The sequence below is a fragment of the Pseudacidovorax intermedius genome (assembly GCF_003350475.1).
Taxonomy (GTDB): domain Bacteria; phylum Pseudomonadota; class Gammaproteobacteria; order Burkholderiales; family Burkholderiaceae_C; genus Xenophilus; species Xenophilus intermedius.
This window is the reverse complement of sequence record NZ_QQAV01000009.1, coordinates 165,521-184,585: the sequence shown is the minus strand read 5'-3', so window position 1 is coordinate 184,585 and position 19,065 is coordinate 165,521. Positions and strand designations below refer to the sequence as shown.

The 19,065-nt window shown below is 67.2% G+C and carries 15 protein-coding genes; all 15 read right to left on the bottom strand.

Going from position 1 to position 19,065, the window contains the following annotated elements:
- Window positions 1-41: 41 nt before the first annotated feature.
- The 15 genes from DFR41_RS20585 to ispC all read right to left on the bottom strand — a co-directional run bounded on the left by DFR41_RS20585 (window position 42) and on the right by ispC (window position 19,065).
- Complete coding sequence (locus DFR41_RS20585) at window positions 42-770, bottom strand: alpha/beta hydrolase (protein ID WP_114804094.1); 729 nt, start codon at window positions 768-770, stop codon at window positions 42-44.
- A gap of 225 nt (window positions 771-995) precedes the next feature.
- Window positions 996-1,958, bottom strand: a complete 963-nt coding sequence (locus tag DFR41_RS20580) for an AraC-like ligand-binding domain-containing protein (RefSeq protein WP_114804093.1) — start codon at window positions 1,956-1,958, stop codon at window positions 996-998.
- 68 nt (window positions 1,959-2,026) lie between these two features.
- Window positions 2,027-5,254 (bottom strand): carbamoyl-phosphate synthase large subunit, encoded by a 3,228-nt coding sequence (carB, locus tag DFR41_RS20575; RefSeq protein ID WP_017760243.1) that lies wholly within the window; start codon window positions 5,252-5,254, stop codon window positions 2,027-2,029.
- Complete coding sequence (gene carA, locus DFR41_RS20570) at window positions 5,247-6,431, bottom strand: glutamine-hydrolyzing carbamoyl-phosphate synthase small subunit (RefSeq protein WP_114804092.1); 1,185 nt, start codon at window positions 6,429-6,431, stop codon at window positions 5,247-5,249. The genes carB and carA overlap by 8 nt, the downstream gene beginning before the upstream one ends.
- 115 nt (window positions 6,432-6,546) lie before the next feature.
- Complete coding sequence (locus tag DFR41_RS20565; RefSeq protein ID WP_114804091.1) at window positions 6,547-8,349, bottom strand: GGDEF domain-containing protein; 1,803 nt, start codon at window positions 8,347-8,349, stop codon at window positions 6,547-6,549.
- Between the two features lie 170 nt (window positions 8,350-8,519).
- The gene (locus tag DFR41_RS20560) at window positions 8,520-9,359 is read right to left on the bottom strand and encodes a TrmH family RNA methyltransferase (protein ID WP_114804090.1); all 840 of its coding nucleotides are present in this window, start codon (window positions 9,357-9,359) and stop codon (window positions 8,520-8,522) included.
- Window positions 9,356-10,057 carry a ribonuclease HII gene (gene rnhB, locus DFR41_RS20555; RefSeq protein ID WP_114804089.1) on the bottom strand — a complete coding sequence of 234 codons (702 nt, stop codon included), beginning with the start codon at window positions 10,055-10,057 and terminating at the stop codon, window positions 9,356-9,358. Before rnhB ends, DFR41_RS20560 begins: the two co-directional genes overlap by 4 nt.
- A complete protein-coding gene (gene lpxB / locus DFR41_RS20550) occupies window positions 10,029-11,183 on the bottom strand; it encodes a lipid-A-disaccharide synthase (RefSeq protein WP_231394027.1) in 1,155 nt (384 codons plus the stop codon). Before lpxB ends, rnhB begins: the two co-directional genes overlap by 29 nt.
- 1 nt (window position 11,184) lies before the next feature.
- Window positions 11,185-11,973: an acyl-ACP--UDP-N-acetylglucosamine O-acyltransferase gene (gene lpxA, locus DFR41_RS20545; RefSeq protein ID WP_017761651.1), complete on the bottom strand. Its 789-nt coding sequence runs from the start codon at window positions 11,971-11,973 to the stop codon at window positions 11,185-11,187.
- Window positions 11,974-11,976: 3 nt separating this feature from the next.
- The gene (fabZ, locus tag DFR41_RS20540; protein WP_017761652.1) at window positions 11,977-12,429 is read right to left on the bottom strand and encodes a 3-hydroxyacyl-ACP dehydratase FabZ; all 453 of its coding nucleotides are present in this window, start codon (window positions 12,427-12,429) and stop codon (window positions 11,977-11,979) included.
- On the bottom strand, window positions 12,426-13,412 hold the full coding sequence (lpxD, locus tag DFR41_RS20535) for a UDP-3-O-(3-hydroxymyristoyl)glucosamine N-acyltransferase (protein WP_114804088.1): 987 nt from the start codon (window positions 13,410-13,412) through the stop codon (window positions 12,426-12,428). The genes fabZ and lpxD overlap by 4 nt, the downstream gene beginning before the upstream one ends.
- 10 nt (window positions 13,413-13,422) lie before the next feature.
- Window positions 13,423-13,959, bottom strand: coding sequence for an OmpH/Skp family outer membrane protein (locus DFR41_RS20530; RefSeq protein WP_017761654.1), 537 nt, complete (start codon window positions 13,957-13,959; stop codon window positions 13,423-13,425).
- Window positions 13,960-13,967: 8 nt separating this feature from the next.
- Window positions 13,968-16,448, bottom strand: coding sequence for an outer membrane protein assembly factor BamA (gene bamA / locus DFR41_RS20525; RefSeq protein ID WP_017761655.1), 2,481 nt, complete (start codon window positions 16,446-16,448; stop codon window positions 13,968-13,970).
- Between the two features lie 42 nt (window positions 16,449-16,490).
- Window positions 16,491-17,867 (bottom strand): RIP metalloprotease RseP, encoded by a 1,377-nt coding sequence (gene rseP / locus DFR41_RS20520; RefSeq protein WP_114804149.1) that lies wholly within the window; start codon window positions 17,865-17,867, stop codon window positions 16,491-16,493.
- Window positions 17,868-17,886: 19 nt separating this feature from the next.
- Entirely contained in the window at window positions 17,887-19,065 is a 1,179-nt protein-coding gene (gene ispC, locus DFR41_RS20515; protein WP_043112677.1) for a 1-deoxy-D-xylulose-5-phosphate reductoisomerase, read from the bottom strand.

Here is a 19,065-nt window from a genome sequence, read left to right as displayed (position 1 = left end):
GGGTCAAAACCCGCACGGACGAGGCAGGCGATCCGGTGACATCAGTCGCGGCCCGCCTCCTCGATCTTCGCGGCGAGCAGGGACGGATTGGAAAAGCACAGCTCATGGCTGCCCGCGCACTCCACCAGCCGGAACAGCCCCAGCCGCTCGGACAGACGCGGATGCCACGGCAGGCTGTGCGGCAGCGCGGTGTCCTGCTGGGCATTGAGGTAGCTCTTGCCCACCTCCAGTGCAGCCAGCGGCTGCGGCAGGACGGCCGGTTCGGTGAACGTGCGGTAGGGGTGCGGATTGAGCAGCGCATAGGTGCTGCGCGCCAGAGCCTCGTCAGCGTCGTTGATGAAGGATTCGCGCCAGATCGGAAAAGGCAGCATCACCGCCTGACCATTGGCCGCCGCCACGCCGTCGAAGAGTTCTCGGTAGTGTGGCGGCACCATGTCGTTGAGGCATTGCCCATCCAGCGGCACGAAGGCGTTCCAGTAGACGAGGCGACGGATGCGCCCCGGAAGCCGGTGCGGCATGTGGCTGATGACCATGCCGCCGTAGCTGTGTCCTACGAGCCGGACGTCCTTCAGATCCTGCTGCTCGATGAAGGCCGCCAGGGAGTCGACGGCATCGGCCAGGCCGATGACGGATCGGTCGTCGCCCGGACGATTGCCGGCCAACGTGGGACAGTGGACGACGTGGCCGCGCTCACGAAGGAATTGCGCGGTCGCTTCCATCTCGGCGCCGGTGTGCCAGGCGCCATGCACGAGAACGTAGGTGTCTGCCATGGGGTTGCTCCATTCGATGATCAAGGCAGCCGGCCGCAGGAAAAAAACGGTGGCCGGCGCAGGGCTGACCTTAGAGGGCCGGTGGGGCCCGCGATGGCCTGCAAGAGCCACATGCATGGACGCCCCGTGCCATGACGACCGCTGTGCAGCACGACCGCCGCAACCCGGCTCAGCCGGCGCGACCCGATCCAGCCGCGCGACCGCGCGCGACGAAACGCCCGCAACTCAGCGCCTGCGACGCCAGGCCGCCGGCGTCGCCCCGACACTCCGCTGGAACTCACGCACGAAGTGCGACGCATCGGCGAAGCCGCAGCGCCGGCCGATTTCGCCAACGCCCAGATGGGCAAGCCGGGGCTGCGTCAACAGAGCCTGCGCCCGCTCGATGCGCAGGGACCGGAGCGTGCCCGCGAAGGTGCCGCCCGCCGCGGCAAAGGCGCGATGCAGCGTCCGCAGCGAAACGCCGGCCCCGTGGGCCAGCATCTCGGCCCGCAGGCCCGGCTGGTCGAGTTGCGCGCGCATCAGGGTCAGCAGCCGGCCGTGCAGGCTGACGCAGGCGCCCTCCTCCGCCCGCGGCGGCTCGAAGGCAGCGCCCATCAGCGCGCCCAGGTGCTGCGCGAACATGGGCGCGGGCATGGCGGCCGCGGTGTCCGGGTCGCGCGCGAGTTGCACCAGCAGCGCCCCCAGGCTGCGGCCCCAGCCCTGGTCGTGCCACGCCACGCGGGGACCATGCGCCTCCGGCCGGCTCAACCATTGCGCAACCCACGCCCGTGGAAGCTGCACCGACACGCAATGCACGCCCTGCGGAAAGTGCAACTCGTACGGCACCGCGGCGTCGACCAATGCCGCGTCGCCGGGACGCAGATGCGCCACCTGGCCACCCTGGCGCACATGCCAGGGCCGGTTGGCCTGACCGATCAGGTAGAAATGGGAACGCCGGCTGCGGGCAATGCCGGCCGGCGTTCTGTAGACGTCCTGCGTGGACGCGATGACCTGGTTGACCGAAAGCTCCTCGATGTCGCGGCTCGCGAGCTGCCCGCCGAAGGCCTCGGCCTCACGCGAGCTGCAGTCCATCTCGAGGAAGGCCTCGCAGATCGCGCCGACCCAGTAGTCCAGCCGCTCGCTGCATCCGACGGCCTCCGTGCTCCAGAGGCGTCGGTGCTCGGCAATGGCAGGCGGTGCGGACGGCATGCGCGCACTCTAGCGAGCCGTCCGCGCCGTGCAAGCGGGCGAGCCCCAAGGCTCGTCCGCCGCCGCGGTCAGGCGCCGGCCAGCTCCGCGTGCATCTCCTGCACGGAGATCACGCCCAGGTCCTGCAGGTGCTGCATGCCCTCGACGGCGGCCTCGGCGCCGAAGATCGTCGTGATGGTGGTCACGCGGGCCAGCAGCGCTGAGGTACGGATCAGGCGGGAATCGGCGATGGCGTTGCGGCGCTCTTCCACCGTGTTGATGACCAGGGCGATCTCGTTGTTCTTGATCATGTCCACGATGTGCGGACGGCCCTCGGTCACCTTGTTGACCACCGCGCAGGCCAGGCCCGCGGCCTGGATGGCGGCCGCCGTGCCCTTGGTGGCGATCAGCTCGAAGCCCAGCTTGGCCAGGCCGCGGGCGCATTCCACCGCGCGGGCCTTGTCGTTGTTCTTCACCGAGATGAAGACCTTGCCCGACTTCGGCAGGATGGTGCCGGCGCCCAGCTGGCTCTTGACGAAGGCTTCGCCGAAGGTCTTTCCAACGCCCATCACCTCGCCGGTGGACTTCATCTCCGGCCCGAGGATCGGATCCACGCCCGGGAACTTGACGAAGGGGAACACCGCTTCCTTGACGCTGAAGTACGGCGGCGTGACTTCCTTGGTGACGCCCTGGCTGGCCAGCGACTGGCCGGCCATGCAGCGGGCCGCGACCTTGGCCAGTTGGACGCCCGTGGCCTTGCTCACATAGGGCACCGTGCGCGAGGCGCGCGGGTTCACTTCCAGCACGTAGATCACGTCCTGGCCGTCTTTTTCCTGGATGGCGAACTGCACGTTCATCAGGCCGACCACGTTCAGGGCCTTGGCCATGGCGGCGCTCTGGCGCTTGAGTTCGGCGATGGTCTCGGCCTTGAGGCTGTAGGGCGGCAGCGAGCAGGCGGAGTCGCCCGAGTGCACACCGGCCTGCTCGATGTGCTCCATCACGCCGCCGATGAGCGTGGCGCCCTCGGCATCGCGGATGCAGTCGACGTCGCATTCGACGGCGTCGTTCAGGAAGCGGTCCAGCAACACCGGCGAGTCGTTGCTCACCTTGACAGCCTCGCGCATGTAGCGCTCCAGGTCGCGCTGCTCGTGCACGATCTCCATCGCGCGGCCGCCCAGCACGTAGCTCGGGCGCACCACCAGCGGATAGCCCAGCGCGGCGGCCTTCTCCAGCGCTTCGGCCTCGGTGCGGGCCGTGGCGTTGGGCGGCTGGCGCAGACCCAGCTCGTGCAGCAGCTGCTGGAAGCGCTCGCGGTCTTCCGCGGCGTCGATCATGTCGGGCGTGGTGCCGATGATCGGCACGCCGTTGGCCTCCAGGTCGAGCGCCAGCTTCAGTGGCGTCTGGCCACCGTACTGCACGATCACACCGGTGGGCTTTTCCTTGTCGACGATCTCCAGCACGTCTTCCAGCGTCAGCGGCTCGAAGTACAGGCGGTCGGAGGTGTCGTAGTCGGTCGAGACGGTCTCGGGGTTGCAGTTGACCATGATGGTCTCGTACCCGTCCTCGCGCATCGCCAGCGCCGCATGCACGCAGCAGTAGTCGAACTCGATGCCCTGGCCGATGCGGTTGGGACCGCCGCCGAGCACCATGATCTTCTTCTTGTCCGTCGGCTCGGCCTCGCACTCCTCGTCGTAGGTGGAGTACATGTAGGCGGTGTCGGTGGCGAATTCGGCGGCACAGGTGTCCACGCGCTTGTAGACCGGCCGGATGCCCAGGGCGCGCCGCTTGTCGCGGATGGCCTTGTCGGTGGTCTTGAGCTGGCGCGCCAGGCGGCGGTCCGAGAAGCCCTTCTGCTTGAGCACGCGCAGCGTGTCGGCGTCGATGTCGTCGAGGGTCTTGGTCTCCAGCTCGAGCTCGATCTTCACGATCTCCTCGATCTGCACCAGGAACCAGCGGTCGATCTTGGTCAGGTCGAACACCTCGTCCACGCTCAGGCCCTGGGCGAAGGCATCGCCCACGTACCAGATGCGCTCGGGGCCGGGCTCGCCCAGCTCCTTCTCGAGCACTTCGCGGTCCTGGGTCTTCTCGTTCATGCCGTCCACGCCCACTTCCAGGCCGCGCAGCGCCTTCTGGAAGGACTCCTGGAAGGTGCGGCCCATGGCCATCACCTCGCCCACGGACTTCATTTGCGTGGTCAGGCGCGAATCGGCCTGCGGGAACTTCTCGAAGGCGAAGCGCGGAATCTTGGTGACCACGTAGTCGATCGAGGGCTCGAAGGAAGCCGGCGTGGCGCCGCCGGTGATCTCGTTGCGCAGCTCGTCCAGCGTGTACCCCACGGCCAGCTTGGCCGCGACCTTGGCGATCGGGAAGCCCGTCGCCTTGGAGGCCAGCGCCGACGAACGCGACACGCGCGGGTTCATCTCGATGACGATCATGCGGCCATCCTTCGGATTGACCGAGAACTGCACGTTGGAGCCGCCCGTGTCCACGCCGATCTCGCGCAGCACCGCGAGCGACGCGTTGCGCATGATCTGGTATTCCTTGTCAGTCAGCGTCTGCGCGGGAGCCACGGTGATCGAGTCGCCCGTATGCACGCCCATCGGGTCCAGGTTCTCGATGGAGCACACGATGATGCAGTTGTCCGCCTTGTCGCGGACCACTTCCATCTCGTACTCCTTCCAGCCGAGCAGCGACTCTTCGATCAGCAGCTCGTTGGTGGGCGAGGCTTCCAGGCCGCGCTTGCAGATGGTCTCGAACTCTTCAGGGTTGTAGGCGATGCCGCCGCCGGTGCCGCCCAGCGTGAAGCTGGGGCGGATCACGGTCGGGAAGCCGACACTCTTCTGCACCGCCCAGGCCTCGTCCATGGAATGCGCGATGCCGGAGCGGGCCGAGCCCAGGCCGATCTTGGTCATCGCGTCCTTGAACTTCAGGCGGTCTTCGGCCTTGTCGATGGCCTCGGGCGTGGCGCCGATCAGCTCGACCTTGTATTTGTCGAGCACGCCATTGCGCCACAGGTCAAGCGCGCAATTGAGCGCCGTCTGGCCGCCCATGGTCGGCAGGATGGCGTCGGGCCGCTCCTTGGCGATGATCTTCTCCACCGTCGGCCAGGTGATGGGCTCGATGTAGGTGACGTCGGCCGTGGCCGGGTCAGTCATGATCGTCGCGGGATTGCTGTTGATCAGGATGACCTTGTAGCCCTCTTCGCGCAGCGCCTTGCAGGCCTGCACGCCGGAGTAGTCGAACTCGCAGGCCTGGCCGATGACGATCGGGCCGGCGCCAATGATGAGGATGCTCTTGATGTCTGTGCGCTTAGGCATTCACCGCCTCCGCCTTGTGTTTTTCGATGAGGGCCGTGAAGCGGTCGAAGAGGTAGCCGATGTCGTGCGGGCCGGGCGATGCCTCGGGGTGCCCCTGGAAGCAGAAGGCCGGCTTGTCAGTACGCGCCAGGCCCTGCAGCGTGTTGTCGAACAAGCTGATGTGCGTCGCCCGCAGGTTGGCGGGCAGCGTCTTCTCGTCCACGGCGAAGCCGTGGTTCTGGCTCGTGATGGAGACTCGGCCGGTGTCCAGGTCCTTGACCGGATGGTTGCCACCGTGGTGGCCGAACTTCATCTTGAAGGTCTTGGCGCCCGAGGCCAGGGCCATGATCTGGTGGCCGAGGCAGATGCCGAAGGTGGGAATGCCGGTCTCGATCAGTTCGCGCGCTGCGGCAATGGCGTAGTCGCAGGGCTCGGGGTCGCCAGGACCATTGGCCAGGAAGACGCCGTCGGGCTTGAGCTTGAGCACGTCCGCCGCGGGCGTCTGTGCCGGCACCACCGTGATGCGGGCGCCGCGCTGCGCCAGCATGCGCAGGATGTTCTTCTTGACGCCGAAGTCGAAGGCCACGACATGGAAGCGCGGCGTGATCTGCACGCCGTAGCCGGCGCCCAGCTTCCACTCGGTCTGCGTCCACTCGTAGGTCTGGCGGGTGGAGACCACCTTGGCAAGATCCAGTCCCGCCATCGAGGGCGCCGCCTTGGCGGCGGCGATGGCGGCGTCGATGCGTTCCTGCGTGGGCGTCTCGCCGGCAGCCAGGCCGACGATCGTGCCGTTCTGGGCACCATGGGTGCGCAGGTGGCGGGTCAGGCGGCGGGTGTCGATGCCGGCGATGGCAACGGTGCCGTTGGCGGCGAGGTACTCGCTCAGGCTGCGGGTCTTGCGGAAGTTGGACGCCAGCAGCGGCAGGTCCTTGATGATGAGCCCGGCGGCCTGGATCTTGTCGGCTTCGATGTCTTCCTCGTTGACGCCGTAGTTGCCGATGTGCGGATACGTCAGGGTGACGATCTGCTGCAGGTAGCTGGGGTCGGTGAGGATTTCCTGATAGCCGGTGATGGCGGTGTTGAACACCACCTCGCCGACTGTGGTGCCGGGGGCACCGATCGACTTGCCGAGAAAGACCGTGCCGTCAGCGAGCGCCAGGATGGCGGGCGAAAAAGACCCTTGGAGGGACAAAAGCACTGGGTTCTCCGGATAAGACGGTCGCCCAAGGTTCGTGGCCGCGCTGGCTGCGAACAGTGCTAGGGAATTTTCTGGCGAAGAAAAGAATCGGGCGACGCTGTTTGCGAAAAGCCGCCTATTGTAGCCTCGCCGTCTCACCCTCGAGCCGGCTGGTGTATGCCGACACGTCGAAGTCCGCCATCTCGCACCGGTTGCGCCCGGCCCGCTTGGCGCGATAGAGCGCCTGGTCGGCGCGGCGCAGGAGTTCGTGAGTGTGGACCTTGGCGTTCTGGCGCGTGAGCGCCACGCCGAAGCTCGCAGTCACAGCCATGGTGCCGTGGTCCGGGATCGAGAACGGTCGCCCCAGGGCGCTGCGCAGTTGTTCCGCCAACGCCATGGCCTCGGCCGGACGGGCCACGGCCCGGAACACCACGAACTCCTCACCCCCGATGCGTGCGGTCTGGTCGGGCCGGTGCAGGGTCGACCGCAGCCGGTCCGCCAGCTGTCGCAGCAACTGGTCTCCCACCTCATGCCCATGCTGGTCATTGATCTGCTTGAAGTGGTCGATGTCGAACATGATCAGCGCCAGCATCTGGCCACCGCTCTCGGCACCGGCCTGCTGCAGCCGCTGCTCGAAGGTGCGGCGGTTGGGCAGCCCGGTCAGGTGGTCCGTGCCGGCCAGCACATGCAGGCGGGCAATCAGGGCATCGCGTTCGCGGCGCACATGGATCGAGCGCTGCAGAAGGTCCTCCAGATGCCGCAGAGCGGCAAAGATGGTCCTCAGTTCGCGCGCATACCCGCCGCGCCGCTGCGCCGGCGCCAGCGGCGTGAACGTGGTGTCTTCCTGGGTCAGGCCGATCAACCGGTGCACGGTGTCGAGCAGGGGTGAGAGCAGCCGACGGTTGAGCATCACGAGGCCTACGGCCAGCAGCATCGTCAGCGACAGCGTGGCGACCACCACGCCCACCAGCACCCACCAGGCGCGATCGTGCAGACCGGAGAGATGGCTCTGCGCCAGCCGGGTCTCCAGATCCCGCAGCGCCACGATCGGCGCCATGGTGGGGACATAGGCCTCCGCGAACTCGGCAGGTGTCGGACCGCGACGCTGCGCCATGCGCTCGAGGGTCGCGTCGAAATAGGTCATGCCCTGGCCGAAGTAGATGTCGGCCACGCGCCCGAAGGCCCGGGCTTCTTCACCCTGGCCCTGCGCGGCAGGTATCGATGCCTGCAGCAGTTCGCAGAGCTGGCGGATCCGCCCCAGCAGCTCGGCCACCCCCTGCCGCTCAGGGGCGGACAGCTCGCGCTGGGTGGCCAGGGCCACGGTCAACCGGGAGCCCAGGCGCCCTGCGTTCTCCCTCAGGCGGGCGGCCAGCCGGGCCCGGGTCACGGGGGCGGCAATCTCCGGCGCGAGCCGCTGGAGGTTCTGGCCGAGTTGGTCGATCAGTCGGAACTCGAGATCAACGACGCCGATCATGCGCTCGATGGTCAGGGCCATCTGCCCCGGGTCACGCTGCGCGAGCGTCTGCGTCAGCATGGCCTGCACCTGCGTGCGGGCCTGCTGCAACTCGCTCTCGATGGCCGCGAATTCGTAGGGGCCCAGCTGGCAGGAACTGCAGGCCGACGCGGCACGTCGGAGGGCTTCGAGGGAAATGTCTGTCTTGCGGCGCGCCGCATCCAGCGTCGGCGCGAACTGGCCGGGGCGTCCGAGGGCTGCATTCATCGGCCCGCGCTCGGCCGACACCTGTTCGACCGCGCTCAGGGCGAGGCGATACACCTGCAGCTGGTCTTCGATCTCGTGCACCGCACGCACGCGCTGGACCGACCAGGTGAACACGAGGGCAGCAAACACCGCCGCCACCAGCAGCACGGCCGCTACCACCGCATTGACCAGCTGATTCAGCACCTGGGGCGCCGCACCGTTGCCACCGTGATGTTGCATGAACGAGCGCAAACAGTATCCTGGCTGACGTTTTCGCCAACTCGGTCAATGTTTTTGACACGAAAGTTCACAATTCTGCCCCAACGGGCGCCGCTTGCCCAGCAAGTTACGCACGAGTGTGAGAAATTGCACGCCCGGAAGCGCGTTGCGCGCCCCGGGCGGTTCCCCCGTCAGGGCTGCGCGGACAGCTTCAAGGCGGCGCTGGCGTGAAGGCAGACGGCGGCTGCGGCTGCGACGTTGAGCGACTCCTCGCCACCCGGCTGGGCAATGCGGATGTGCAGGTCCGCCCGGGCATCGAGCCCCGCGCCCAACCCCTGCCCTTCGTGCCCCATCATCCAGGCGCAGGGCCAGGGCAACGGGGCCTGGTGCAGCCAGAGCCCCCGATGGGAGCTCGTGGCCAGCAGCGGCAAGCCAAGATCGCCCACGGCCTCGGACTCCAGGCCTTCAACGAGCCGCAAGGCGAAGTGCGCCCCCATGCCCGCCCGCATCACCTTCGGCGACCACAGCGCCACCGTTCCCTTGAGTGCCAGGATCTGCCCGAATCCAAAGGCAGATGCACTGCGCAGGATGGAGCCGACGTTGCCGGGATCCTGAAGGCGGTCGAGCACGACCGACGCCAGTCCCGCCTGGACGGAATGCTGCTCAGGCAGATCCATCAGGAAGCCGACCGGCGCGGGTGACTCCAATCCACTGGCCTCCGCCAGCAGCGCGTCCGGCAGCAGGAAGACCTTGGGCGCCGCCTCGGCGAGCTGCTTCGGCGCGTGGGCCCAGAAGGATTCCGCGAAGACCGCAGCCGCCGGCCGAAGACCCCGATTCAGCGCCGCACTGCAAAGGTGGTCCCCCTCCAGCCAGAGCCGTCCCAGGCGCCGGTAGGCGGTGCCCTCGCGGGCCAGGCGACGCAAATCCTTCAGAAGCGGGTTGTCGCGCGAGCTGATGCGCACGGGCTCGGCCGCACGGTGAGGCGTGGCCGGGGAGTGGAAACCGTCCGGGGCCCTCGAACCCGCACTCATGGCAGCAGACGCTCCGGTGATGCGGCCAGCTGCACCCGCACGGTGCTCTCCACCTGCACCACCACGGGCGGCACGCCGGCCACCTGCAGCGCCTGCGCTACAGGCGAGAACGAACGCCGGTGATGGACGCAGGCACCGTGCTGGCGCAACGCCGCCAGGTGCTCGGGGGTGCCATAGCCCTTGTGGGCGGCAAAGCCATACTGCGGAAACTCATCGTGCAGCGCCAGGCACAGCCGGTCCCGATGGACCTTGGCGAGGATCGAGGCGGCAGAAATGGCCTTCACCCGCGCGTCGCCCTTGACGATGGCTTCGGCCAGCACATCCAGGGGCGGCAGGCGGTTGCCGTCGACCAGCACCTTGGAGGGCCGCAGGCGCAGGCCCTGCACGGCGCGGCGCATGGCCAGCATCGTCGCCTGCAGAATGTTGTGGGTGTCGATCTCCTCCACCGTGGCGGTGGCGATCGAGCAGCACAGTGCCTTGGCCAGGATCTCGTCGTGCAGTTTCTCGCGCCGCAGCGGCGTGAGCACCTTGGAATCGGCCAGGCCTTTGATGGGGTGCAGGTCGTCCAGGATCACCGCCGCCGCCACCACCGGTCCGGCCAGGGGGCCGCGCCCGGCCTCGTCCACGCCGGCCAGCAGGCCCGGGGCATCCCACGCGAGGGGCACCTGTTCAGGCTTGGAGGACTTTCTCGATCGCATCGGCACAGAGTGTGGGGGTGTCACGCAGCAACTCACCATGGAGTTGCGTAAACCGCTGGCGCAGTGCGGCCACGCGGTCCGGCGCGTCGAGCCACGCCAGCGTGGCATCAGCGAGTGCCTGCGGCGTGGCAGCTTCCTGCAGCAATTCCGGCACGACGAAATCGCTGCACAGGATGTTCGGCAGTCCCACCCAGGGCTGCAGCTGCTGCCGGTGCATGAGGTGCCAGGAGACGCGGTTCATGTTGTAGGCGATCACCATGGGCCGCTTGAAGAGCGCCGCCTCCAGCGTGGCCGTGCCGCTGGCGATCAGCGTCACGTCGCAGCTGGCCAGCACCTGGTGCGAGCGGCCGTCGACGAGCCTGATCGCGCCGGCCATTTCGCTGGCTGCCAGCAAGGCCTCGGCCTCCGCGCGCAGGCTGGGGATGATGGGCGCCACGAACTGGAGCTCCGGCTGGCTGCGCCGCATGCGCGCAGCGGCGGCGAAGAAGCGTGTCGCCAGATATCGCAGTTCAGAACGCCGGCTGCCGGGCAGGAGGGCGACCACGGGCCGGTCTTCGTCCAGATCCAGGGCGCGGCGGGCGGCACGCCGATCCACCTCCATCGGGATCACATTCGCCAGCGGATGGCCCACGTAGCTGGCCGAGACGCCCTGCTCCGCCAGCAGCGCGGGCTCGAAGGGGAAGATGCACAGCACATGGTCGGCGGCGGCGCGGATCTTCTCGATGCGGTCTGCCCGCCATGCCCAGATGGAGGGACAGACGAAGTGGACGGTGCGGATGCCGCGCCCGCGCAGTGCGGCCTCGAGATCGAGGTTGAAATCGGGTGCGTCGACGCCGATGAACAGCTGTGGCCATTCGCGCAGCAAGCGGGCCCGCAAGTGCCTGCGGATGCCGGCGATCTCGGCATAGTGGCGCAGCACTTCGATGTAGCCACGCACGGCGAGCTTTTCCTGGGGCCACCAGCTCTCGAATCCGCGGGCAAGCATCTGCGGCCCACCAATGCCCACCAGCGAGGCGTCGGGCCAACGGGGCTTGAGACCGTCGATTAGCAGGCTGGCCAGGAGATCGCCGGACGCCTCGCCCGCGACCATCGCGAACTGGCGCGAAGACACGGAAGTCCCCGCCATGTCAGCGTGCAATGCCGCGCGTGCTGTCCGCGAGAAAGGCGCTCATCAGCTGAACGTCGACTGCCGCATCGGGCATGTCGACGGCGAGTGCGTCGATGGCGGCGCGGGCGTCGTCGAGCGTGCGGCCCTGGCGATACAACAAGCGATGCATCTGCTTGATGGCGGCAAGACGCGCTGCCGAAAAATCCCGGCGCTTCAGGCCCACGATGTTGAAGCCGCGAACGGCCATGGGATTGCCATCGACCAGCATGAAGGGCGGGACGTCCTGGGAAACGGCGGTCGCGAAACCGACCATCGCATGCGCCCCCACCTTCACGAACTGGTGGATGCCCACCAGGCCGCCCACCGTCACCCAGTCGCCCAGTTCGACATGGCCGGCCAGGGTGGTGTTGTTGGACAGCGTGGTGTGGTCGCCGACCCGGCAGTCGTGCGCAATGTGGCTGTAGGCCATGATCCAGTTGTCGTGGCCCACCCGCGTGATACCACCGGCGCCTGGCACGCCCAGGTTGAAGGTACAGAACTCCCGGATCGTGTTGCGGTCGCCAATCTCGAGGGCCGTGTCCTCGCCGGCGTATTTCTTGTCCTGGGGAATCGCCCCGAGCGACGCGAATTGGAAGATCCGGTTGTCACGCCCGATGGTCGTGCGCCCTTCGATCACACAGTGCGGGCCGACGGAGGTGCCCGCCCCGATGCGGACCTTGGGCCCGATCACGGCGTAAGGGCCGACGCTGACCGACGCATCCAGCTCGGCGCCCGGGTCGACGATGGCGGTCGGGTGGATCTGGGGCATGCCTCAGGCCTCGATGCGACGCATGGCACACATCAGCTCGGCCTCGCACGCGAGTTCTTCGCCCACCTTGGCGCGGCCCCGGAACTTGGAGATGCCCGCCTTCATGCGGTCGATCTCGACCTCGAGCGTCAGCTGGTCGCCCGGCTCTACCGGACGCTTGAAGCGTGCGCCGTCGATGGCGGCAAAGTAATAGACGGTGTTGTCGTCCGGCACGATGTCCAGCGAGCGGAAGGACAGCAGTGCCGCGGCCTGCGCCATGGCCTCCAGCATCAGCACGCCGGGCATCACCGGGCGATGCGGAAAGTGGCCGTTGAAGAACGGCTCGTTCATCGTCACGTTCTTCAGCGCCGTGATGCGCTTGCCCTTCTCCATGTCCAGCACCCGGTCGACCAGCAGGAAGGGGTAGCGATGGGGCAGGAGCTTGAGGATCTGGTGGATGTCGAGCGTGTTCGTCATGGTGTCAGGCCGGAGGCGGCTTGCTTCTCGAGCGCGCGCAGGCGCTCGCGCAACTGGTGCAGATGACGCAGCGTGGCGGCATTGCGCTCCCAGGCCGCGTTGTCATCAATGGGAAACACGCCAGTGTACTGCCCCGGCTTGAGGATCGAACGGGTGACCACGGTGGCGGCGGAGACATGGACGCCATCCGCCAGCTTGAGGTGACCCAGCACCACCGCGCCGCCGCCGATGGTGCACTGCGCGCCGATGTCGGCGCTCCCTGCCACGCCCACGCAACCGGCCATGGCCGTGTTGCGACCGACGCGCACGTTGTGGCCGATCTGGATGAGGTTGTCCAGCTTGACGCCGTCCTCGAGCACCGTGTCCTCCAGCGCGCCCCGGTCGATGCAGGTGTTGGCGCCGATCTCCACGTCGTTGCCGATGCGCACCGCGCCCAGCTGCTCGATCTTGACCCAGGCACCTTCATGAGGCGCCAGTCCGAAGCCATCGGCACCGACGACCACGCCAGGATGGAGCAGGCAGCGATCACCGATGACACAGTCCTCGCTGACGGTGACGCGCGACTTGAGGACGGTACCAGCCCCGATGCGCGCACCGCGTTCGACCACGCACAGCGGACCGATGACCGCCGTCGCATCGACATGCGCACCCACATCGACCACCGCCGAGGGATGGATGCCCGGTGGTTGCGCCGGCGCGTGCCGCGCCTTCCACAGCTGTGTCAGCCGGGCAAAGTAGAGGTAGGGATCGTCGACGACCAGGCAGGCTCCGCGTGCCATTGCCTCGTCCCGCATGGACGGGGCCACGATAACGCAGCCCGCACGGGAGGCCAACAGTTCCTTGCGATAACGAGGGTGGCTCAGGAAGCTGATGGCGGCCGGCCCGGCCGCCACAAGCGATGCCAAGCGCTCCACCACCATCGCCGCATCGCCGAGCAGCTCGCCGCCGAGCGCGGCAACGATCTCGCCCAGAAGCAGGCTCACGGCGCCAGCTTCACTTGCTGCCGCTGCCGTTCGGCGCGGCCGCAGCGTTCAGGGCCTTGATCACCTTGTCGGTGATGTCGTGCTTGGGATTGACGTAGACCGCATCCTGAAGGATCACGTCGTACTTCTCGGCCTCGGCGACCTGCTTGATCGCACGTTGCGCGCTCTCGTACACCTTCTGCAGTTCTTCGCTGCGACGGAGGTTGAGGTCTTCCTGGAACTCACGGCGCTTGCGCTGGAAATCGCGGTCCTGATCGACCAGTTGACGCTGCCGCTGGGTCCGCTGCGTCTCGGACAGGGTCGGCGCATCGCGCTCCAACTTGTCCGAGGCCGCCTTGAGGGCCGCTTCCTGGTCCTTGAGGTCCTTCTCGCGCTTGAGGAACTCCTGTTCCAGGCGAGTCTGCGCGGCCTTGGCCGCCGGCGCCTCGCGCATCACGCGATCAGGATTGACCACGCCAAACCGGAAGGATTCCTGGGCGTACGACACGCCCGTCATCATCAGGCCTGCCAGCAGTGCGGCCGCAGACCACGAGTACATCTTCTTCATTGACTGACTCAGAATGCCGTACCGATCTGGAATTGGACGCGCTGCGTGCGGTCCGCCGGCACCAGCGGGACGAGAGGATTGTTGGGGTCCGGCACTTCCTTCTGCTGCCGGATCGGCACTGCATAGGCGATGCGCAGAGGGCCGAGCGGCGAGATCCAGCTGATCCCCAGGCCGAAGGAGGCACGGATGCGCTGCTGCGCCTTCCACTGCTCATCGGTCTGGCCGTCGCGGCGGTCGGCAAACACGTTGCCGGCGTCGAGGAAGGTATAGAGACGCAGCGTGCGGTCATTGCCCGCGCCCGGGAACGGCGTGCTCAGCTCGATGTTGAACACGGCCTTCTTCGTGCCACCCAGTGCCGCGGTCGTGACCGTGTCGCGCGGACCGAGCGAGTTCTGCTCGAAGCCGCGGATGGAGCCCAGCCCACCGGCATAGAAGTTCTTGAAGATCGGGTAGTCCTTGCCGCCGAACGCCTTGGCATAGCCCAGTTCGGCATTGAGGGCCAACGTGTACTGCTTCGACAGCGGGATGTACTGCTGGAACTGGTAGCTCGTCTTGCCGTAGCTGAAATCGCCGCCAACGCCGAACTCGAGGTTGGCGCGCTGAACGCGACCCTTGGTCGGAACCAGGGCGCTGTCCCGATCATCGCGGGCCCAGCCGATCGTCAGGGGCACACCCCAGACCGAGTCGCGATTGCAGTCCAGCGAGGTGGCGTAGCCGCCCGCGCCATACTGGAAGCCGCACTGGAAGTAGTTCAGGTACGCCTGCGGGATCGACTTGCCGTACAGGTCACGGTAGTAGGTCGCCAAGGCCGGGTTGACGAGTGCGAGCAGCGAATAGTCGGGCACATCGCCCGGCTTGAACTTGTAGCGTTCGATGCCCGCACCGAAGAAGACCGTGTCCACTTCGCTGAACGGCACGCCGAAACGGATCGAACCGCCCTCGGCCACGAGCGAGTAGTCGCCGTCGGTGCTGTAGTACGGCCGCGTGGTCTGATGGAAGACGCTGATCGTCCGGGAGATGCCGTCCTGCGTGAAGTACGGGTCCGTGGTGGTCAGGGAGATGGTGCGGTAGTACTTGCTGGTGTTGACGTTCAGACCGAGGTAGTTGCCCGATCCGAAGACGTTCTCCTGCGTGATGCCGAAGTTCAGCGAGATCTTGTCCGAACTCGAGAAACCCGCGCCCAGTTGCAGCGAGCCCGTCGGCTTCTCGACCACGTTGTAGGTCAGGTCGACCTGGTCTGGCGAACCCGGCACTTCCTGCGTGTCGACATTGACCTCGGTGAAATAGCCGAGACGGTCCACCCGCTCGCGCGACAGCTTGATGCGATCCCCGTCGTACCACGAAGCCTCGAATTGACGAAACTCGCGGCGGATCACTTCGTCGCGCGTCTTGTTGTTGCCGGACACGTTGATCCGGCGCACGTAGACGCGGCGCGACGGATCGGCCTGGAGCACCAGCGCGACACGGTTGTTCTCACGGTCGATCTCCGGCTTGGCCTGCACACGGGCAAAGGCATAGCCGAAGCTGGCGAAGTAGTCGTTGAAGGCCTTGGTGGTCTCCGTCACCTGCTCACCGTTGTACGCCTCGCCGGGCTTGATGGTGATCAGCGATTTGAACTCGTCGTCGCGCCCAAGGTAGTTGCCATCGAGGCGGACACCCGAGACGACGTACTTCGGACCTTCGTGGATGTTTACGGTGATCGACAGATCCTGCCGGTTGGGCGAGATTGCCACCTGCGTGGAGTCGACACGGAACTCCATGTAGCCACGCGTGATGTAGTACTGCTTGAGCGTCTCAAGGTCGGCGTTGAGCTTGGTGCGCGAGTACTGGTTCGACTTCGTGTACCACGACAGCCAACCGCCGGTGTCCTGGTCGAACAGCCCGAGCAGCGTGGACTCGCTGAAGGCATTGGCCCCCACGATCCGGATGTCGCGGATGCGGGCGGGCGCGCCTTCGGTGACCGTGAACGTGAGGTTGACCCGGTTGCGCTCGATCGGCGTCACCGTGGTCACCACCTCGGCGTTGTAGAGGCTGCGGGAGATGTACTGGCGCTTGAGCTCCTGCTCTGCACGATCCGCGAGCGCCTTGTCGAAAGGACGGCCGTCGGTCAGGCCGACCTCGCGCAGCGCCTTCTTCAGCGCTTCCTTGTCGAACTCCTTGGCGCCCACGAAGTCGACATCGGCGATGGTGGGACGTTCCTCGACGATCACCACCACCACGTTGCCATTCACGTCGATGCGCACGTCCTTGAACAGGCCCAGGTCGAACAGCGCACGGATGGCCGCGGAGCCGCGATCATCGGTGTAGGTCTCGCCGACGCGCAGGGGAATGGAAGCGAACACCGTGCCGGGCTCGACACGCTGCAGGCCCTCGATGCGGATGTCCCGGACGGTGAACGGCTCAATGGCCCAGGCGGCCGTCGCGGCCAACGCACTGGTGAGCACCGCTGCCACGCTGCGCAGGCGAAAGCGACTGATCTGTTGGTTCATGTGTGAAGAAGAAGGCCGGCGCCGCCAGGGGCCGGCTGAAGGTTAACCAAAGAGACGATTCACGTCGTTGAAGAGTGCAATCGACATCATCACCAGCAGCAGCGCGACACCCCCACGCTGAAGACGTTCCATCCAGGCGTCGGACACGCCCCTGCCAGTCAGGCCCTCCCAAAGATAATACATCAGGTGCCCTCCATCGAGGACCGGCAGCGGCAGCAGGTTCAGCACGCCCAGACTCACGCTGATGAGGGCCAGGAAGACGAGGTATTGGGTCAGCCCCAGGCTGGCGGACTTGCCCGCGTAATCGGCGATGGTGAGCGGCCCGCTGATGTTCTTGATGGACGCTTCCCCGATCACCATCTTGCCCATCATCTTGAGCGTCAGCGCCGACACCTCCCAGGTGCGTTGTACGCCCTTGACGAGGCCATCCAGGGGGCCCTGCCGCACCGTCACCATCTCGGGCGCGGCACCGACATAGGCGCCGATTCGTCCGATGGCGGTACCCGACTCGTCGCGGACGTCGGGCCGCACCTCCAGGGTCAGCATCCGCCCGTCCCGCTCGAGATGCCAGGGTTGCGCGCGGCCTTCCCGCCCGTCCACCGAGCGGCGGATGAGTTCGCGCAGGTGCTGGCCGTCGATCACCGCCGTGCTGCCGACCGACAGGACCTGGTCGCCCGCCTTCAGGCCGGACCGGCTTGCAGCCCCGTCGGCCATGACCTCGCCGATGATCGGGCGGGTGAACGGCGCGGCCAGGCCGATCCTGGCGAACATCTGCGGATCGGCATCTCGTGCGCCCATGCTGCTCAGGGGCAGCACCACCTCGCGCGTTCCTCGGCCTGCGGCGCCTTCGATCTCGAGCCGGAGGTCGCGCCCGTCCAGGGCGGCTCGCGTCGCCTGCCACCGAAGATCCTCGAAAGAGGAGACGGGACTGAGCGAGTCGGCGCCGTCATCCCCCACCCGCAACACCCGTTCGCCGCCCTGAAGCCCAGCCTGGGCAGCCAAGGAAGATTCGGCGGGCTTGCCGATCACGGCTGCAGGCTCCTGGACGCCGATCCATCCCACCACCGCGTAGAGAAGAACGGCCAGCAGCAGGTTGGCCACAGGGCCGGCAGCCACGATGGCGGCCCGGGACTGCAAGGGTTGCGTATTGAAAGCGCGATGGCGCTCTTCGGGCGCCACCGGTGCCTCGCGCTCGTCGAGCATGCGCACGTAACCGCCCAGCGGCAACGCGCCCACGACGAACTCCGTGTCCTGGCCGGGACGCTGCCGGCGAGGCTTCCACCGCAACAAGGCGGGACCGAAACCGATGGAGAAACGGATGACCCGCACATTGCAGGCCACGGCCACGCGGTAATGGCCGTATTCATGGACGGCGATCAGCAGCCCCAGCGCGACGACGAAGGCAACGAGGGTAAGCATGGCAGGCAGGGGGTTGCAGTCAGGATGCCATCCGGCCGACGGCAAGCTCGGCGGCACGCCGGGCCTGCGCATCCAGATCCAGCAGATCGGCCAGGGACTGCGCCTTCGAGGGCCGCACACGATCCAAAGTTTCGACGTTGACGGCGTGGATCCTGTCGAAGCGCAGCCGCCCGTCCAGGAAGGCCGCCACCGCCACCTCGTTCGCCGCGTTGAGCACCGCCGGCGTGCCGGGCGCGGCCTCGAGCACCTGCCAGGCAAGCTTAAGCCCCGGGAAGCGCCGCTCGTCGGCCTCCTCGAAGGTCAGCGAAGCCAGCTGACGGAAGTCGAGCCGCTGCGAACCGCTCTCCACCCGTTCGGGCCAGGCCAGACCGCAGGCGATCGGCACGCGCATGTCGGGCGTCCCCAGTTGCGCGAGCACGGAGCCGTCGATGAACTCCACCATGGAGTGGATGACGCTCTGCGGATGGAGCGTCACCTCGATGCGCGACGGGGGCAGCCCGAACAGATGCCGGGCCTCGATCACCTCCAGCGCCTTGTTCATCATGGTGGCGGAATCCACCGAGATCTTGCGACCCATCACCCAGTTGGGATGCGCGCAAGCCTGGTCCGGCGTCACGTCCGAGAGAGTGGACGGGTCGCGCCCACGGAAGGGACCGCCCGACGCGGTGAGGATCAGCCGCTCGACCCGTTGAGGCCAACTGGCCGGGTCTTCGGGCAGGCACTGGAAGATGGCGGAATGTTCGCTGTCGATCGGCAGCAGGGTCGCACCACCGCGGCGGACCGTCTCCATGAACAGCGCGCCACCCACCACCAGCGCCTCCTTGTTGGCCAGAAGCAGCCGCTTGCCGGCCGCCGCGGCGGCAAGGCACGACGCCAGGCCGGCCGCGCCCACGATGGCTGCCATCACGGCATCGACGTCGGGATGGGCCGCCACCTCGTCCAGCGCCTGCGGGCCGCTCAGGACGCGGGTGGACAGTTGGGCGGCCTCCAGGCGCGAGGCCAGGCCGCGCGCCGCCCGCTCGTCGGCCATGACGGCGAACCGGGGCTGGAAACGCAGGCACTGTGCGGCTAGTTCATCGACGCGGGTGGCGGCCGTCAGGGCGAAGACCTCGTAGCGGTCCGGATGGCGGGCGATCACGTCCAGGGTGCTGGTGCCCACGGAGCCCGTCGCCCCGAGGATGGTCACGCGTTGTCTCAC

Bases quoted from the DNA above. Each gene is read 5' to 3' on its own strand.
- DFR41_RS20585 (WP_114804094.1), bottom strand. From the start codon at position 770: ATGGCAGACACCTACGTTCTCGTGCATGGCGCCTGGCACACCGGCGCC.
- DFR41_RS20580 (WP_114804093.1), bottom strand. From the start codon at position 1,958: ATGCCGTCCGCACCGCCTGCCATTGCCGAGCACCGACGCCTCTGGAGC.
- carB (WP_017760243.1), bottom strand. From the start codon at position 5,254: ATGCCTAAGCGCACAGACATCAAGAGCATCCTCATCATTGGCGCCGGC.
- DFR41_RS20565 (WP_114804091.1), bottom strand. From the start codon at position 8,349: ATGCAACATCACGGTGGCAACGGTGCGGCGCCCCAGGTGCTGAATCAG.
- DFR41_RS20560 (WP_114804090.1), bottom strand. From the start codon at position 9,359: ATGAGTGCGGGTTCGAGGGCCCCGGACGGTTTCCACTCCCCGGCCACG.
- rnhB (WP_114804089.1), bottom strand. From the start codon at position 10,057: ATGCGATCGAGAAAGTCCTCCAAGCCTGAACAGGTGCCCCTCGCGTGG.
- lpxB (WP_231394027.1), bottom strand. From the start codon at position 11,183: ATGGCGGGGACTTCCGTGTCTTCGCGCCAGTTCGCGATGGTCGCGGGC.
- lpxA (WP_017761651.1), bottom strand. From the start codon at position 11,973: ATGCCCCAGATCCACCCGACCGCCATCGTCGACCCGGGCGCCGAGCTG.
- fabZ (WP_017761652.1), bottom strand. From the start codon at position 12,429: ATGACGAACACGCTCGACATCCACCAGATCCTCAAGCTCCTGCCCCAT.
- DFR41_RS20530 (WP_017761654.1), bottom strand. From the start codon at position 13,959: ATGAAGAAGATGTACTCGTGGTCTGCGGCCGCACTGCTGGCAGGCCTG.
- bamA (WP_017761655.1), bottom strand. From the start codon at position 16,448: ATGAACCAACAGATCAGTCGCTTTCGCCTGCGCAGCGTGGCAGCGGTG.
- rseP (WP_114804149.1), bottom strand. From the start codon at position 17,867: ATGCTTACCCTCGTTGCCTTCGTCGTCGCGCTGGGGCTGCTGATCGCC.